At 53.1% G+C, this 17,452-nt stretch carries 14 protein-coding genes; 7 read left to right on the top strand and 7 right to left on the bottom strand.

Features of this window, described 5'->3' with window-relative positions; all coding sequences use genetic code 11:
• Nucleotides 1-24: 24 nt before the first annotated feature.
• Nucleotides 25-486 carry a Fe-S cluster assembly transcriptional regulator IscR gene (iscR, locus tag O2N63_RS12250; RefSeq protein WP_271054564.1) on the bottom strand — a complete coding sequence of 154 codons (462 nt, stop codon included), beginning with the start codon at nucleotides 484-486 and terminating at the stop codon, nucleotides 25-27.
• A gap of 175 nt (nucleotides 487-661) precedes the next feature.
• Between iscR and O2N63_RS12255 the strand changes: the two genes are divergently transcribed.
• From O2N63_RS12255 to O2N63_RS12265, 3 genes are all read left to right on the top strand, one after another.
• Entirely contained in the window at nucleotides 662-1,315 is a 654-nt protein-coding gene (locus O2N63_RS12255; RefSeq protein ID WP_271054565.1) for an alpha/beta hydrolase, read from the top strand.
• A gap of 21 nt (nucleotides 1,316-1,336) precedes the next feature.
• Nucleotides 1,337-1,570, top strand: coding sequence for a hypothetical protein (locus tag O2N63_RS12260; RefSeq protein ID WP_271054566.1), 234 nt, complete (start codon nucleotides 1,337-1,339; stop codon nucleotides 1,568-1,570).
• A 782-nt stretch (nucleotides 1,571-2,352) separates the two neighbouring features.
• Nucleotides 2,353-2,889, top strand: coding sequence for a hypothetical protein (locus O2N63_RS12265; RefSeq protein WP_271054567.1), 537 nt, complete (start codon nucleotides 2,353-2,355; stop codon nucleotides 2,887-2,889).
• Here O2N63_RS12265 and O2N63_RS12270 read toward each other — a convergent pair.
• From O2N63_RS12270 to ctaA, 3 genes are all read right to left on the bottom strand, one after another.
• A complete protein-coding gene (locus tag O2N63_RS12270; RefSeq protein WP_271054568.1) occupies nucleotides 2,878-3,489 on the bottom strand; it encodes a transglutaminase-like cysteine peptidase in 612 nt (203 codons plus the stop codon). The genes O2N63_RS12265 and O2N63_RS12270 overlap by 12 nt on opposite strands.
• 223 nt (nucleotides 3,490-3,712) lie before the next feature.
• Nucleotides 3,713-5,191, bottom strand: coding sequence for a carboxypeptidase M32 (locus O2N63_RS12275; RefSeq protein ID WP_271054569.1), 1,479 nt, complete (start codon nucleotides 5,189-5,191; stop codon nucleotides 3,713-3,715).
• 1 nt (nucleotide 5,192) lies between these two features.
• Nucleotides 5,193-6,335 carry a heme A synthase gene (gene ctaA / locus O2N63_RS12280; protein ID WP_271054570.1) on the bottom strand — a complete coding sequence of 381 codons (1,143 nt, stop codon included), beginning with the start codon at nucleotides 6,333-6,335 and terminating at the stop codon, nucleotides 5,193-5,195.
• A gap of 234 nt (nucleotides 6,336-6,569) precedes the next feature.
• Here ctaA and gyrA point away from each other — a divergent pair, with 234 nt between their 5' ends.
• From gyrA to gluQRS, 3 genes are all read left to right on the top strand, one after another.
• Complete coding sequence (gyrA, locus tag O2N63_RS12285; protein ID WP_271054571.1) at nucleotides 6,570-9,338, top strand: DNA gyrase subunit A; 2,769 nt, start codon at nucleotides 6,570-6,572, stop codon at nucleotides 9,336-9,338.
• 99 nt (nucleotides 9,339-9,437) lie between these two features.
• Nucleotides 9,438-10,784 (top strand): methylenetetrahydrofolate--tRNA-(uracil(54)-C(5))-methyltransferase (FADH(2)-oxidizing) TrmFO, encoded by a 1,347-nt coding sequence (gene trmFO, locus O2N63_RS12290; RefSeq protein WP_271054572.1) that lies wholly within the window; start codon nucleotides 9,438-9,440, stop codon nucleotides 10,782-10,784.
• 14 nt (nucleotides 10,785-10,798) lie between these two features.
• Nucleotides 10,799-11,641 carry a tRNA glutamyl-Q(34) synthetase GluQRS gene (gluQRS, locus tag O2N63_RS12295; RefSeq protein ID WP_271054573.1) on the top strand — a complete coding sequence of 281 codons (843 nt, stop codon included), beginning with the start codon at nucleotides 10,799-10,801 and terminating at the stop codon, nucleotides 11,639-11,641.
• A 108-nt stretch (nucleotides 11,642-11,749) separates the two neighbouring features.
• On the opposite strand, the gene hisI is transcribed toward gluQRS, so the two are convergent.
• Nucleotides 11,750-12,109, bottom strand: a complete 360-nt coding sequence (gene hisI, locus O2N63_RS12300) for a phosphoribosyl-AMP cyclohydrolase (RefSeq protein ID WP_271054694.1) — start codon at nucleotides 12,107-12,109, stop codon at nucleotides 11,750-11,752.
• 101 nt (nucleotides 12,110-12,210) lie between these two features.
• Here hisI and O2N63_RS12305 point away from each other — a divergent pair, with 101 nt between their 5' ends.
• Complete coding sequence (locus O2N63_RS12305; RefSeq protein WP_271054574.1) at nucleotides 12,211-12,651, top strand: iron-sulfur cluster assembly scaffold protein; 441 nt, start codon at nucleotides 12,211-12,213, stop codon at nucleotides 12,649-12,651.
• A 452-nt stretch (nucleotides 12,652-13,103) separates the two neighbouring features.
• Here O2N63_RS12305 and recG read toward each other — a convergent pair whose 3' ends face one another.
• Nucleotides 13,104-15,194, bottom strand: a complete 2,091-nt coding sequence (recG, locus tag O2N63_RS12310) for an ATP-dependent DNA helicase RecG (protein WP_271054575.1) — start codon at nucleotides 15,192-15,194, stop codon at nucleotides 13,104-13,106.
• Nucleotides 15,195-17,327 carry an NAD-dependent DNA ligase LigA gene (gene ligA, locus O2N63_RS12315; protein WP_271054576.1) on the bottom strand — a complete coding sequence of 711 codons (2,133 nt, stop codon included), beginning with the start codon at nucleotides 17,325-17,327 and terminating at the stop codon, nucleotides 15,195-15,197.
• Nucleotides 17,328-17,452 lie beyond the last annotated feature (125 nt).

Here is a 17,452-nt window from a genome sequence, read left to right on the forward strand (position 1 = left end):
GTCCCGGTTTCAGATAATCGGGGCTTAATCTTCATCCACAACTGAGAACAAAGTTGGGACGGCCGGACATGGGGTCAGCTCGTTTTTCACAACATCCGACAGGCGGGTTTGGTGCAGGAACACGTAAACATGTGCTGACAACCCTTCCCACAGCCTGTTGGTCATCGATTGGGCGCGGGATCCTGATTGAGCGCCGGAGGCACCTGCCCCCTTATGCATCGCCGACACGGTTTCATCGACGGCAGACAGAATTTCGGAGACACGAATTTCGCTGGCAGATCGAGCAAGCCGGTAGCCGCCGCCGGGTCCACGGACACTTTCAACAAGCTCGGCCCGACGCAGTTTTACAAAGAGCTGTTCCAGATACGGGAGTGAGATATCTTGCCGCTTTGACAGATCGGTCAGCGACAAGAGCTCTCCTTCTGGCATCATAGCCAGATCAGCCAATGCCACCATTGCGTATCGCCCTTTGGTCGAGAGTTTCATCCCTGCCCCCGTCAATTGGTGCCAAAAACATTGACCTTGCCCGCATGGACCACTAGGTCACTAAAGACGTGCATGCTCAGGGAATTGCGCCCAAAGTATGCCCACACCGTATTATGGCGCTTACCAAGACCCGTCAAGAATAGCCGGGGGTGAGCGGACAGGAGAGAGCAAAAGAATGCCCGAAGTGATTTTTCCCGGCCCCGAAGGCCGGCTAGAAGGCCGCTATCACCCACAAAAAGAAAAAGACGCCCCAATTGCCATCGTGCTGCATCCGCACCCGCAATTCGGCGGAACGATGAATAACAAAGTGGTCTATAACCTGCATTATGCCTTCCACAAAATGGGCTTCAACGTGCTGCGCTTTAACTTCCGTGGAGTTGGGCGGTCACAAGGTGAATATGATCAGGGTGTGGGCGAGTTGTCGGATGCGGCGTCGGCGCTGGATTACCTGCAATCGATGAACCCTAATGCAAAACATTGTTGGGTCGCAGGATTCTCGTTCGGTGCCTGGATCGGAATGCAACTTTTGATGCGCCGCCCGGAAATCACTGGTTTTATCTCGGTCTCGCCACCGGCAAACATGTATGACTTCAGCTTTCTGGCGCCCTGCCCCAGTTCTGGCTTGATCATTAACGGAACCAATGACCGTGTCGCCCCTCCTGCGGATACACATACGCTGGTAGACAAGCTGCACGAGCAAAAAGGGATCACAATCACGCATACTGAAATCGAGGGGTCCGGCCACTTCTTCGAAGAGCCGCATATGGACACAATGATTAATTGCGTCGATGAATATGTGCGCCGTCGCCTGACCGAGAACACTCGGTAACATACGCAAAGGGTCAATCACATGGATTTTCTCGAACAGGTTGCAGACGGACTGGCACAAGAAGTTCTAAAGGTTGTCGACGCCACAGGCGATGAAGATGTGATCACGCGGATCAAGAAAGAGGTCGGTACCTCCTCCACAACCTTGGAAGAGGCTTTCATGACGGCCATCCGTGTCCGCCGAGCTGAAAAACGCGGGCGGGCACTGTTAAAAGAGATCGCAAAATCGGCAGCCACAAACGCGCCGATCACGTAGATCTGACAACACACTGGAAAATTTATAATTATCTCCCCGCAAGCAACAATCTTGCGGGGATTTTTTTACTGTTTCTATATTGCACTGATTCTCATTTTGAGCCTTCGAGGTGCAATTCCAACGGCAAATGAGGCTGATTTTAACGTTACTCAAATCGGGCGAGGTCTTTTGCCTTTCAATTAATAGAAAAAATAAATCAAAAGATTTATTGATTAGCATCAATAGTGGCTGAAATTAATCTAATGATAGGCGTTTTCTGGGCAATTTTATGGCAAAATAAAGGCAGCGATTGATAGCTCGGTTTCTTGAATTTTGGTTTCAGGAACTTCTCCACTTAGATCGCTGAAATTTTAGTGAAACAACTTTTAAGGGGGAGAACATGCTTAGAGGTAAGACAACATTAGCCAGCTTGATTACAGCTGGCGCAGTGGTATTGGGCTCTGCCCAGGCCAGTTCAGCAGCCGAATGTAACTATCGAACTGCACAAGAAACTCTGGATCCAGATGTGCTTTGCGCATGCGATGTGGTTACAACGCAGATGCTGCGTTATATCCAGCGCCACGATGAATTTCTGAATGTTCTTGAACGAACCAGCGCTCAGTGTCCGGCCTTTGCCGAAGCACTAAGTTCGCTACCTACGGCGACCATTCCTGGTCAAGCTGATGTAGATCGTCTCCGCGAAGATCGACAAGATCGCGGTCGTGGAGGTCGCAATTCTGGCTCCACCGACAGCGGCTCCAGCGATGATGACCCTGCCGATGATACAACTAGTGGTTCGAGCGATGTCGGTAGTGGTACTGTCGATATTGGTGGTGGTAGCACCGGAGGCGGCAGCACTGGCGGGTCCAGCGGTGGCAGCACCGGCGGCAGCAGCACTGGCGGTTCCAGCGGTGGCAGCACCGGCGGCAGCAGCACTGGCGGTTCCAGCGGTGGCAGCACCGGTGGCAGCAGCACTGGCGGTTCCAGCGGCGGTAGCACTGGTGGCAGCAGCACTGGCGGTTCCAGCGGCGGTAGCACCGGTGGCAGCAGCACTGGCGGTTCCAGCGGTGGTAGCACCGGCGGCGGCAGCACTGGTGGTGGCAGCAATGGCGGTGGCAAGCCTGACTGCACAGGTAACGGAAACTCGACCTGTACAGCCGGTGGCTCTGGCAGCTCAAATGGCCAGGGTAGTAGCGGTCAAGATGGCAACCAAGGCAAGAAGAACCGCTAATAGTATCCGGACGGATATTGGCCATTTTGCTGTAAGTAATGAAAAACGGGCGCACTTGATGAGTGCGCCCGTTCTCTTTTGTCGAATTGGTGGTCTGTTATCCGCCTGAGAATACATTTACCCAGTGAGCTGGATTATTTGGGTCCTGCATCCGAAGGAACAAATAGCGTGTATCCTTCCATGTTTTGATCCTATTGGTCACATTATCCAAAATTAGATCACCCTGCGCAGAGCGATACACCAAAACCGCATGCGAGTTTCGCTTCCGATCGAGAACAGTTGCAATCAACAATCGTTGTGGGGAAATCCCCCGGCCGATCAGAGCGTGTTTTTTAGCCAGAACGTAATCTTCACAATCTCCACCTCGCCTTGTCGGCATGGCCCATCGTTCTTTTACACCATACTGCCGACTGTCTTCGATGGGTTTTGTCGTCCTGTTAACATATGAATTGATTTTCGACACAAGCTGCATTTCTCCGGGAATTGCAGCCTGTTTCCGCGACGATGAACACGCCCATTGATAGGTCTTGCAAAGCGCACGCGCACCGGGTGGCGCCGAGACCTGTCCTTTATTTGGAACGAAATAGCTCCCTGCCGCGTATGCTGTGCCTGAGCTCAGTAAAGTAGAGGCTCCTGCAATGACGATGGTCGCAGCTCTAAGCGCACTGATTGCGCCCTTTTTGCCCTTCGGCATCTCATTCTGTTTCATCACATCCTGCTCCTAGCCTTGCACCTCATATTCAAATGACTTCGCTGACAAAGAGATTTCGTCTTGTCGAATACACTTCGCCAAGAGTTAAGATGGAGTATAAATTTGACCAAAGATGGGCCTGTATGCGGTTTCATTGCCGCATTTTCTTGACTCAAGCTACTGTCGTGTTTTTTGAGCGCGGAAAACCGCCGATCTCCTTATTTTACTGGAGATTTGCAATTCACAGTTTGTAGATCGCTGAGAATTTGTCCTCGAGGTAATCTAAAAGCGGTTCCACAGTAATTGGCATTCCAGTGGCATGTTCGATTGTCTCTTCAGGTTCTCGTAACCCTCCGAATGACTGCAATTTGTCGCGCAGCCATCCGGTCGCATGGGTCGCCTTCCCCGCAGCGAGCTTCTCATCCAGTTTAGGTAAATCCGTCCTCATCGCCTCGTAAAGGCAACCGGCATAGATATTGCCCAATGAGTAGGTTGGGAAATATCCAAACAATCCGACTGACCAGTGCACATCCTGCAATACGCCATTTGAGGCCCTATCCACTTCGTACCCGAAATCTGCAAGGAAACGTGCATTCCAAGCATCTTCCAGATCCACCACCTCAAGTTGCCCACCGATCAAACGGCGTTCAAGATCAAATCTCAGCATGACATGCAGGTTGTATTGTGCCTCATCTGCTTCAGTCCGAATAAACCCTTTGTTGATCCGGTTTACAGTTCGATAAAATTCATCAGATGTGCTGGCTGGGGCTTTGCCAAATGTTTTTTCCATTTGTTCATAAAGGTAGCCACTAAATGCCCGTGACCGTCCCAATTGATTTTCGTAAATCCGAGACTGGCTTTCATGCACCCCCATCGAAACGCCGGATCCCAAGGGCGTAAAAAGATGTGCATCGTCGATGTTCAGCTCATAACAGGCATGACCAACTTCGTGAATCGTGGAATAGATGCAATTGAAAGGATCGTTTGCGGCAGTGCGGGTTGTTATGCGTACATCTTGCCCGGACCCTGATGAGAAAGGATGAACCGCTTTGTCCAACCGACCGTGATGAAAGTCATAACCGAATTTCTTCGCCAGCTTTCGGGCCAGTTTCATTTGCTTTTTGGCTGAGTACGTCCCGCTCATTGGTTCGGGCTGATATGCGGATCCCAAAGCTGCGTCGCGCAGTGCCACAAGACGCGGTCGCATTGCATCAAAAAGGTGCTGGATGTCATCACCAGAGGTGCCCGGCTCATATTCTTCGAGCAGGGCATCATAGAGATCACCACCATCAGCAAGCGCTGCTGCGCGTTCTCGTTCAAGCCTTACGACCTCTTCAAGAACGGGCTGAAAGCTTTTGAAATCATTGTTTGAACGTGCTTCTGCCCAGTGAGACTGGGCTTTTGATGTAACGCGGGCTATTTCGGCGGCCAGCGCCTCTGGCACGCGAGAGAGCCGGGTGAAATCGCGACGGATGTGGCGCAGATTGGCTCGCTCAACGTCGTTCAATTCGCCCTCACTGATCGCAGAAAGCCACTCGCCAATGCGCGGATCTGTCTTGCGTTGATGCAGGATCTTTTCCAACGTTGCCATCTCTTCAGCACGCTGGTCTCCTGCGCCATCCGGCATTACGGTTTCCTGATCCCAGCCTTGACGGCCAGCAACCTCTCCTAAGGCCCTCGTATCGCGCTGGAAGGCCATCAATTCATTAAAAGATGTCATATCAACCTCTTACAGATTGTTCTGTAGGATACCCCGAAAGAAAACGGGCGTTCAGAGCGAGGACAAAAACCAGAATTGCTCCGATCTGGTGGGTGATCGCGACATGCAGCGGGGCGGCCTGAAGCACGGTGGCAATACCCAAGACGGCCTGGGCCAATACCATGACCGTAACCAGTGAAAATGCCATGCGGGTATTTGCATTAGGTGAGCGACGGGACGCGCGCCATATCACAATTGCGAAAATCACCAATACATAGCCCACCATCCGGTGCATGAATTGAACAAGCCCAGCGTTTTCAAAGAAATTCCGCCACATGGGCGATATGTCAAATGCGTCTGGCGGGAAAAACTGATCCCCCATCCAAGGCCAGTCAACAAAGCTGCGCCCGGCATCAATCCCAGCGACAAGAGCTCCAAGAAGGATTTGCAGGAATGCCAAATGCAAGAGCCCGGTGGACATACCCCACAATTTGGTTTCCCGTGCGCGACGGGCAGTCATCATCGCGGCCGCATCGCGACCAAGTGACAATATATACCAGGTGATCAGGCCGAGAATGACAAAGGCCAATCCCAAGTGTGTGGCCAGTCGATAGGAGGCAACGTCTACCATGTCACCGGACAGGCCAGAAGAAACCATCCACCAGCCAATGAACCCCTGCAACCCTCCAAGCGCACCAAGACCAATCAGACGGCCGGTCCAGCCCGTGGGGATGGATTTTGTCAGTAACAACACCAAGAACCCGACCGCCCATACTAGACCAATGAAGCGACCCAGTTGGCGATGCCCCCACTCCCACCAATAGATTTCTTTGAATGCGGCCAGATCCATATGACTGTTTTGCAGCTTAAATTCTGGAATCTGTTGATATTTCTCGAATTCCACCAGCCATGCGGCCTCATTCAGCGGGGGAAGTGCGCCGGTGATCGGAGCCCATTCGGTAATGGAAAGGCCGGAGTCGGTAAGACGTGTCAGCCCGCCAACAACGACCATCGCAGCAACCAAAACAAACAGTATCGCCAACCAGATCCGCACCCATCGCCGATTGCCACCCCCGGCCCCACCGCGATTAATGCCGCCGGTTTTTGCGACCGGCTTTGCACCCTCTTCACTTACTTCTTCAAAGATGCTGCGGGGCTTGGACATGCTGGGCTACTCCTCTGGCTGGCCGCAAAATTTGCGCGAGTTTCCTTTATGTAGGCGCGAAAGCCAAGAGCGAAAGCGCGCGTTTCGAGCGCTCTTGATCCACAAGACGAACTCAGATGAAAAACAGCCTAATTCACGCGTGAAATGGCCCCTTTTGGTTGCCCCTGCTAACCCCCCAATGATATAGAAGGTCAATCAAGATATTGTGTGAAACGCACCAGAACGGCGGACAACGTGAGCGATACTCCCGATACCCCTGAAAACACAGGCGAAACACCCCCCGAGCGTCCGGTATATGACGGGCCGCAGATCTCAATCGAAGAGGAGATGAAGAACTCCTATCTCGATTATGCGATGTCGGTCATTGTCAGCCGCGCGATCCCTGATCTGCGCGATGGTCTGAAACCGGTACATCGGCGCATTCTCTATGCAATGCACGAGACAAATAACGGCCATGATAAGCCCTATCGCAAGTCTGCCCGCCCGGTAGGTGATACGATGGGTAAGTACCACCCGCACGGCGACAGCGCGATCTATGACGCGCTTGTGCGTATGGCGCAGCCATTCTCGATGTCACTGCCTTTGCTGGATGGTCAAGGCAACTTCGGCTCGATGGATGGTGATAACCCGGCGGCGATGCGTTACACCGAAGTTCGGATGGACAAACCGTCTGCTTCTCTGCTGGCCGATATCGAAAAAGACACGGTTGATTTTACCGACAACTATGATGGCAAAGACCTGGAACCCACTGTTCTTCCGGCACGTTTCCCAAATATGCTGGTCAATGGCGCAGGCGGTATTGCGGTTGGTATGGCCACCAATATCCCGCCCCACAATTTGGGTGAGGTGATTGACGGTACGCTCGCGCTGATTGAGGACCCAGATCTGAGCTCTGAAGGATTGATGGAATACATCCCGGGTCCAGATTTCCCAACCGGGGGAATCATGCTGGGCCGCGCAGGGGCGCGCAAAGCCTATCTTGAAGGACGCGGATCGGTGATTGTGCGGGCGAAGTCTCGCATCGAAGAGATCAGGAAAGATCGCTACGCCATTGTTCTGGATGAGATTCCCTATCAGGTGAACAAGGCAACCCTGATTGAGCGGATCGCCGAAGGTGTGCGTGACAAGAAGCTGGAAGGCATCTCGTCGGTTCAGGATGAATCGGACCGCATTGGTGTGCGGGTTGTGGTCGAGCTGAAACGCGACGCCACCCCCGAAGTGGTGCTGAACCAACTGTTCCGCTACACCCAGATGCAAACCAGCTTTGGCTGTAACATGCTTGCGCTGAATGGTGGTCGCCCAGAGCAGCTGACCCTGCGAGATTTCCTCAGCCATTTCATCACCTTCCGGGAAGAAGTTGTCACTCGTCGCACCGCATTTGAACTGCGAAAGGCGCGTGAACGCAGTCATATTCTCTGCGGATTGGCAGTGGCCGTTTCTAACGTTGATGAAGTCGTCGCAACAATTCGGTCTTCGCAAGACCCGGCTGATGCCCGCGCCAAGCTGATGCAACGTCGCTGGCCCGCCCACGATATTGCAGAATATATCCAGCTGATCGACGACCCGACCCATAAGATGAACGAGGACGGGACCTATAATCTCAGCGAAACCCAAGCCCGCGCGATCCTGGAACTGCGCCTGCAACGCCTGACCGCAATGGGCGTAAAAGAAGTTACTGACGAACTTCAAGAGCTGGCCTCTAAGATCCGGGATTACTTGGATATTCTTCGTTCACGCGAACGGATTATGTCGATCATTTCCGGTGAACTCGTTGAGGTGAAAGATCAGTTTGCGGTTCCGCGCCGCACCGAGATTGTCGACTGGTCCGGCGATATGGACGACGAAGACCTGATCGAGCGTGAGGATATGGTCGTGACCATTACGGCCTCGGGTTGGGCTAAACGTACCCCCCTTGCCGATTTCCGGGCGCAAAAACGAGGTGGTAAAGGTCTGAGCGGGATGCAGACCAAAGACGAGGATGTGATCACCAACCTCTTCGTTGCCAATACCCACACCCAGCTCTTGTTCTTCACTGAAGATGGGATGGCCTACAAACTCAAGACCTGGCGTTTGCCACAAGGTGGTCGCACCGCCAAAGGCAAGCCGCTTGTGAACATCCTGCCGATCCCGACTGGTGTTTCCATTGCTGCAATTATGCCGGTCGATCGGGATGAAAAGGATTGGGATGATCTTCAGGTGGTGTTTGCCACCTCCAAAGGCTCGGTTCGTCGCAACCGGCTGTCAGACTTCACCAATGTGAAAGCCAACGGCAAAATTGCGATGAAATTTGAAGGTGACGACGAGGGTACCCGTCTGATCAATGCGCGAATTTGTGATGAAGATGATGATGTTATGCTCGTCACTTCATCTGGTCGAGCCATTCGATTCCCGGTCACCGCCGCCCGTGTCTTCAACTCGCGCAGCTCAACCGGCGTGCGTGGAATTAAGTTGGTGAATGACGGGGATGAAGTTGTTTCCATGTCCGTGATCCGCCATTTTGAAGCAACTCCAGATGAGCGAAATGCTTTCATCAAACGCTTCCGCGGTGACCTTGGCAGCGAAGCAACCGAAGAGGACGCGGTCGAAGGAACCGAAGGCGTCCTTAGCGAAGAACGCTATCAGGAAATGCTCGAGGCCAATGAACTTCTGGTCACGATCAATGTAGGCGGTGCGGGTAACCTGACCTCTAGCCATGACTACCGCGTAAGTGGGCGTGGTGGACAAGGCGTAAGCGCCATGAAAGGCGGCAATATCATTGCGTGCTTCCCTGTGGATCTGGTCGACCAAATCATGTTGGCAACATCAAAAGGTCAGTCTATCCGCTGCCCAGTAAACGGAATTTCCTTCCGCTCGCGTTCCGCAGGAGGCGTGAAAGTCTTCAACACCGGCAAAGGTGAAAGCGTCGTGTCGGTCGCCCGTGTGGTGGAAAGCGATGAAGAAGAAGTGCAGGTGGACAGCCCCGCTGAAACGCCTGATACGGTAGATCCGAATAGCGAAAGCTGATTGAGATCCGATAAGTTTGAGAGCACCCGCCCGATCCTCTGGCGGGTGTTTTCGTTTGAACGCTTGCCCGATCTGAACACCCCCTCTATATCCCCCCCCATGACTGATAAAACACTTCATATCGTGGGCGGCGGAATGGCTGGCTCAGAGGCCGCATGGCAGGCCGCACAGATGGGCGTAGACGTGGTGATCCACGAGATGCGTCCCAAGGTGGAAACCTTTGCGCATCGCACCGGTGATTTTGCCGAGATGGTCTGCTCCAATTCCTTCCGCTCGGATGATGATGAACAGAACGCCGTCGGGTTGTTGCATTGGGAAATGCGCGCAGCGAACGGGTTGATCATGACCACAGCCGACCGCCACAAACTGCCCGCCGGTGGTGCACTGGCCGTGGACCGCGATCCGTTTGCGGCTGACGTAACTGCACAGCTGATGGCGCTGCCGAATGTTTCGGTGGAATACGGCGAAATCACCGAGCTGCCCATTGATGGCAACTGGATTTTCGCCACAGGTCCTCTCACATCCCCTGCCCTTGGTGAGGCAATTGCGCGCGAGACCGGCACGGACCGGTTGGCGTTCTTCGACGCGATTGCGCCGATTGTATATGCCGAAAGCATTGATATGGACGTGGCCTGGTTACAGTCGCGCTATGACAAGGGGGAAACAGAGGAAGAGCAGAAGGCTTACCTCAATTGCCCGATGACCAAGGACCAGTACGAAGCCTTCATCGATGCGCTTCTGGCGGCAGACAAGACCGAGTTCCATGAGGGTGAAACGGCGACCTATTTCGACGGCTGCCTCCCGATCGAAGTCATGGCAGAACGCGGGCGAGAGACGCTGCGCTTTGGTCCGATGAAACCAATTGGTCTGACGAACGCTCACAAACCTGATGAAAAAGCCTATGCCGTGGTTCAACTTCGTCGGGATAACGCGTTGGGAACGCTTTATAATATTGTTGGTTTTCAGACCAAGATGAAATACGGCGCGCAGACCGAGGTGTTCAAGATGATCCCCGGTCTGGAAGACGCAAGTTTTGCCCGGCTTGGAGGCATCCACCGCAATACGTTCATGAATTCCCCCACGCTTCTGGACAATCAGATGCGGCTGAAGTCTCGTCCAAACCTGCGTTTCGCTGGTCAGGTGACCGGTGTCGAGGGTTACGTGGAAAGCTCCGCCATGGGTTTGCTTGCGGGGCGTCTTGCTGCCGCCGAGATCCTTGGCAAGGATCTGCCCGTGGTGCCGCAAGACACGGCGATGGGCGCGCTCATCCACCACATCACTGGGGGAGCGGAGGCTAAAACTTTCCAGCCAATGAATGTGAATTTCGGGTTGTTCCGCCCCGTGGATGGACTCAAGGGTGGTCGACGGGGGCGCAAGGACCGCTATAAGGCCTATACCGACCGCGCGAAAGTGGAATGGTCCGATTGGCTTGAAAATTTTGAATAAAGTGGTGGGCGCAATTGGCTGATTTTATAACACGATTTGCGCCCAGCCCCACCGGTCCCCTCCATCTGGGGCACGCCTTTTCTGCGATTTTGGCCCATGACATGGCGCGCGCTGACGGGGGAAAATTCCTGCTGCGAATGGAAGACACTGACCTTCAACGAAGCAAACCGGAATGGGACGCGCAGATCATCGAAGATCTCTCCTGGCTCGGTCTGACCTGGGATGGTCCAATTCTGCGCCAGTCTCAGCAGCTCTTCTCATATGATCCATATCTGGAACAACTCGCAAAGCTTGATCTGCTCTACCCATGCTCTTGCAGTCGCGCAGATATACGCGCGGCGCTCGCCGCACCTCAGGAAGGTCAGGAGCATGAGGTCTATCCAGGCACATGCAAGCATCGTCCGATGACAACACGTGAGCCAGGAGACGCCCTGCGCCTGCATCTCGACCGCGCTCTTGGCTTATTGAAAAATCAACTGCCTAGATTTCAGGAAACTGGCGAAAAGTTCTTCGGTCATCATCAGATCGACCCAAACCGCATCCAAGCCGAAATCGGAGATGTTGTGATCTCTCGCAAAGGAGAGGATATCGTCGCCTATTTCCTTGCCTCCGCTATCGATGATGCTGCGCAATCGATCACGGATGTCGTGCGGGGGGAAGATCTTTTTGATTTTACGCCCATCCAGGTGACTTTGCTAACTTTGTTGAACCTGCCCATTCCAAATTACCATCATCACCGTCTAGTCCGCGACGAAAGTGGCAAACGGCTCGCTAAACGTGATGATGCCCGTGCCATCGCCAAATACCGTGCTGAAGGCGCCACCCCGGCTGATATTCGCAAAATGGTTGGCCTCTGATACTGCGCCTTTTCCCTCTTGCCGAAAATATCCCGGTGGGTGTTGTTGTGCGTCATTGGTCCGAGCGACAATGGCAACGGGGCGGAGCCCCCGGTTTACAAAGCCAACTCACACCATCGGTGCCATCAACTCGACCTCATTCCCATCTCGAACCGCGGTATAAAAGCAGGACCGGCGATTTGTGTGACAAGCCGGGCCGGTCTGGCGCACCGTCACAAGAATGCAATCCTTGTCACAGTCGAAACGGAAATCGACCAGTTCCTGCACATGGCCTGAGCTTTCGCCCTTTACCCAAAAGGATTGCCGCGAGCGCGACCAATAGGTCACCTTCCCACTCTCCAATGTCCGCTGTATGGCCTCTTCGTTCATCCAGGCCATCATCAGGACCTCACCGCTTTCAGCGTCCTGCGCAATTGCTGGGATCAGCCCGCGGTCGTCGAATTTCAAACCACTCGCATCGAATTGCATCGCCTGTCCTTTCCATTTCTTCATCCCCCCCCTATGTAAGGAGCAACCAGCCCAAGCGCCACCTCACTGTTTGGTGCAAATCGATCAAAAGGCAGGAAAAGATGAGCGACAGCGACCTGATCAAACTCTATTCAAAACAGATCCTGGCCCTTGCGGCGCAGATCCCACATCTGGGTAAGCTCGACGCGCCTGAAGGTGAGGCCAAAGTACGGTCGCCGCTCTGCGGGTCAACTGTCACCGCTCAGGTGGTGATGGGTGAGGGAAAAGTTGCTGAGTTTGCGCAGAATGTAAAAGCATGTGCCCTTGGGCAAAGCTCGGCGGCCTTGCTTGGGAAAATTGTCATTGGATTAGATGAAAAGACGATTCAACGTGGCCGAGATGAATTGGCAACGATGTTGCGCGAGAATGGTCCTGTCCCCTCAGCACCTTTCGAAGGCTTCGAGGTTCTGGTTCCAGCCCGAGAATTTCGTAACCGTCATGCGTCGATCCTGCTGGCTTTTGATGCCACGTTACGTGCAATCGAAGCACAAAAAGATACGTAAGCAACACTTCTCACTAACTTGATAATTTGAAAAAAAGCCGCCGCGCTCCTGGCAGGGAGGCGGCGGAGGGTGCGGTGATCCGGTATCGGAGTGGGATAGAGGCAAACACTCCGGGTTGGGACAGGTGACGGGCAGTGAACCGTCTATGCATCAATTTGGGACAGGATGCTGAACCAGACCGACCGCTGGGCAGTAATCAGAATTTAATTTACGTGAACATCGGCAAGTGAAGTGCAGCGACGAGTACGACAAGCAATGACATTGCTCCGAGCGTGTCTTGCAGAATGGTATCAGATGAACGGGAGAGTACTTCTATAACCTGCTTCATCATTGTATTTCCTCCTGCTCACGTTTGTCGGCTGTTAACCTTTGTTGCTATTTTGTTCTCATATTGAAGAGATCAAGTAAAGAACTTATTAAGAACATTTGTGAACTTTCTGACTTAAGAAATGCTAACCCACTGAAATTAAACGAATAGCTTGATCTTGTCGCATCAGCCAAAGAAGAACACGCGCAGCACGTCCGCGTTCAGATTCCAATCGAGGGTCTTGAGATAACAACAATCGGGCATCTTTTTGTGCAACCGCCATCAATCCTGATTGATGTTCCAGATCCGCCACCATGAATTGTGGAAGACCAGATTGTGCGGTTCCAATCATGTCTCCTGCTCCGCGAATCTCGAGATCTGCTTCTGCGATTGCAAAACCGTCTTCGGTGTCACGCATCGTTGCCAGCCTTTTTTCACCGCCTGAAGTCAGCGGGGCATTGTACAACATCAAACAGGTCGACGCTGCTTGCCCGCGACCGACACGTCCTCGCAACTGATGCAATTGTGCTAGGCCGAAATGCTCTGCTCCTTCAATGACCATGATTGAGGCATTGGGAACATCCACACCTACTTCGATCACCGTTGTCGCGACCAGAACCTTGGTTTCATTCTGTTGAAACGCGCGCATGGCGGTGTCTTTATCTGCCGGTTGCATTTGGCCATGCACCAAACCAACTGCCCCTTCTCCCAGAGCTGCACGTAGATGTTTGAACCGCTCTTCCGCCGCGGTCAGGTTCATCACTTCACTTTCATCAACCAATGGACAGACCCAATAAGCCTGAGCCCCCGAAGAAATGGCAGACCTGAGACGTTCCACCACTTCATCCAGTCGCGGTGACGGGATCAAAACTGTTTTGATTGGCTGACGACCTGGGGGCTTTTCATTCAGGATCGAGACATCCATATCGCCATATTGAGCCAGAGCGAGGCTGCGCGGGATCGGCGTTGCGGTCATCACCAGGACATCCGCCGCCTGCCCCTTATCACCAAGCTTCATCCGCTGCGCGACTCCAAAGCGATGCTGTTCATCGACAATGGCAAGTCGCAGGTCATAAAACTCGACGTCCTCTTGAAACACCGCATGTGTTCCAACCAAAATATGGATATCGCAATTGGCCAAAGCTGCCAGTTTTGCTTTGCGCTCCGCGCCTTTATCACGGCCAGTCAGGATTTCGATGACGACACCAGCCGCCTCTGCCATCGGGCGGAGCCCCTCCAGATGCTGACGCGCAAGAATTTCGGTTGGGGCCATCATGACCCCCTGCCCGCCAGCCTCAACTGCAACCAAAAGCGCCATTAGCGCGACAAGCGTCTTACCAGCCCCTACATCCCCTTGTAGCAAACGGTTCATGCGCTTGCCTGACGCCATGTCTTCCGTAATCTCTTCAACGGCTTGGCGTTGCGCGTTTGTTGGCGTGTAGGGCAAAGCCTCCAGAACCTTCTCCTGCAACTCGCCTGTCGCCAAGCTAACCTGGCCTTTGCCCCTCCGCATTTGGGATCTTGCCAAGGCCAGCGTTAACTGATGCGCAAAGAGCTCGTCATACGCCAGCCTACGCCGCGCAGACGACATAGGTGACACATCATCTGGGCCATCTGGTGCATGTGCCATGCGCAATGCCTCACCCCAATCAGGCCAATGCTCCTTCGACTTGAGGGGTGGATCAATCCACTCCTTCAATGCCGGAACACGGGTCAAAACTTCGCCAATCACCCGTAACATCAGTTTTGAGGTAACACCGGATGTCAGATGATAAACTGGTTCAAAATCAGGTATTTGCCCCACTTCACTGGGTTTGACAATGAAATCCGGATGGGCGATCTGTAGATGACCGTCAAATGCTTCCACCTTACCGGATACGACACGCGTTTCACCGACCGGCAATTGTTTAGAAAGCCAATCTCGATTGGCATGAAAAAACACCAGCGAAAATACGGTGAGCGTATCCTTTACATCCACACGGTACGGTGCCTGACGCGTTCGCCCGGGACGATGCGCCAATATTTCTACTTCGACCGTTGCGACATTTCCGGGAGTTACCTCTGTAACGGAGGCCCTAAATTTCCGATCAACGCCTCCATATGGCAGCGACATTAACAGGTCGCGTGGCGCTTCGATTTGCAGCGTAGAAAAAGCCTTGGCCGTTTTGGCACCGACGCCGCCTAAACTTTCCAGATCAGAAAAAAGTGGAAAAAGGATTTCTGGCCGTACCGACATTTAGTTGTCCCCGATCAACGCCAGCCAGCCATCCTCATCCAGGGTTTCAATCCCCAATTCAGCTGCTTTTTTGGCCTTTGACCCAGCGCCCGGTCCCGCCACTAGGATGTCGGTCTTTTTGGAAACCGATCCCGATACTTTGGCCCCAAGGCTTTCCGCCCGGGCTTTCGCCTCTGCACGGGTCATTTTTTCCAGTGTCCCGGTAAATACAACTGTTTTTCCTGCGACCGGGCTTTCTGAGGTGTCTGGCTGTTCGACCGCCTCAATCGTCAGTTTCGAAACTAGGCGATCAATGGACGCGCGTTCCTGTTCTTGCGAAAATGCCGCAACAAGAGATTGCGCCATGACGCTTCCAACTCCGTCAATCGACAAAAGCTCATCCATTGCTGCATCGCTGGTTTCCGCAGAGACAACGGCCTCTTCCAACGCCACCCAAGTGCCATAATGGCGCGCCAAAAGATTGGCCGCACTTTCTCCGACATGCCGAATGCCCAACGCAAATATCAATCGGTTCAGAGGGATTGTCCGGCGTTCTTCAATTGCTCTGAACAGGTTCTCGGCCGATCTATTCCCCCACCCATCGCGGTTTTTCAGCTTATTCAAGTTTTTCTGATCCCGCGATGAAAGGTCGAAGATGTCAGCAGGTTCACGAATTGGGAGATCCACATCGGAATAAAACAATTCGACCTGTTTAGCCCCAAGTCCTTCAATATCAAACGCTGCGCGTGATACAAAATGCCTTAACTTTTCGACAGCTTGTGCGGGGCAAATTATGCCACCGGTGCACCGGCGCACCGCATCACCTTCTTCTTTGATGGCGTCCGATTGGCATTCCGGGCATTGCGTTGGAAATTGATATGGGACGGAATTTTCTGGGCGCTTTGACAGGTCAACATTCGAAATTTTGGGGATCACATCACCAGCCCGATAGACCTCGACCCAATCGCCAACGCGAATATCCTTCCCATCCCGGATTTCTTCACCCGAATTGTCGCGTCCCTGAATATAGTCTTCGTTGTGAAGCGTGGCATTGGAGACCACAACCCCACCGACCGTAACCGGGGCCAGGCGCGCAACCGGACTGAGAGCGCCGGTTCGACCCACTTGAATATCGATCCCCTCAAGACGGGTCCAAGCCTTTTCGGCTGGAAACTTATGCGCAATGGCCCAACGCGGGGTTGTGGAGCGAAAGCCTAGGCGTTGCTGATACTCAAGATTGTCGACTTTGTAGACCACGCCATCAATGTCATACCCCAAACTTGAACGCTGGGTTTCAATGCTTCGATAATGCTCCAGCAGGCTCTCTCGTGAACTGAGAGTTTTGGTTAATGGATTGGTCTGGAATCCCAAAATCGCCAATCTCTGGATGGACGCGTGCTGTGTATCTGCCAAAGGCTCGGACATCGCCCCCCAAGCATAGGCAAAGAACCGCAATGGGCGGGATTTGGTAATTGAAGCATCAAGTTGTCTAAGGGAACCGGCGGCAGCGTTGCGCGGATTTGCGAAAATCTTGTCGCCCGCCTCGGTTTGCCGAAAATTAAGCTCCTGAAAATCCTGGTGAGACATATAGACCTCACCTCGCACTTCCAAAATCTCAGGCGCATTTTCAAGGATTACGGGAATATCGCGGATCGTGCGGGCATTATCCGTGACGTTCTCTCCTATCGCGCCATCTCCTCGGGTTGCGGCATAGACCAAACGACCGTTTTCATATCGAAGCGACAAAGAGAGCCCGTCGATCTTGGGCTCGGCGGTAAATGCCAGAGGATCTGCATTTGACAGGCCAAGAAATTTTCGAATTCGGGTTTCGAATTCTTCGACGTCGTCATCCGTAAAAGCGTTTCCCAAGGACATCATGCGTTGTTCGTGACGGATTTTGGAAAACCCGCCAGAAGGCGCGGCACCAATCTGTTCGGAAGGGCTGTCACTACGTTTTAGTTCCGGAAACCGTCTTTCGATTTCCTGATTTCGGTGCTTTGCCGCGTCATATTCCGCGTCTGAAATTTCCGGGGCATCTTCGGCATGGTATTTCTGATTTGCGCGAAGCAACAATTTTGCCAGACGAGCAAGTTCTTTTTCTGCTCCATCCAGATCCAGCTTGTTTACATCAAGTTTGGATGTATCGCGCACCATTACCATCTCCGCATTTTCAATCAGTTCTAACACTTATGGCTGTCCGCCTCCAAAGGTCCATACCTTTGCAAGACATTGCCACAGGAACTTAAAAAAAACCCGGTGGCAATTGCCACCGGGCCAGC

The organism is Aliiroseovarius salicola, from assembly GCF_027891095.1.
Classification (GTDB): Bacteria; Pseudomonadota; Alphaproteobacteria; order Rhodobacterales; family Rhodobacteraceae; genus Aliiroseovarius; species Aliiroseovarius salicola.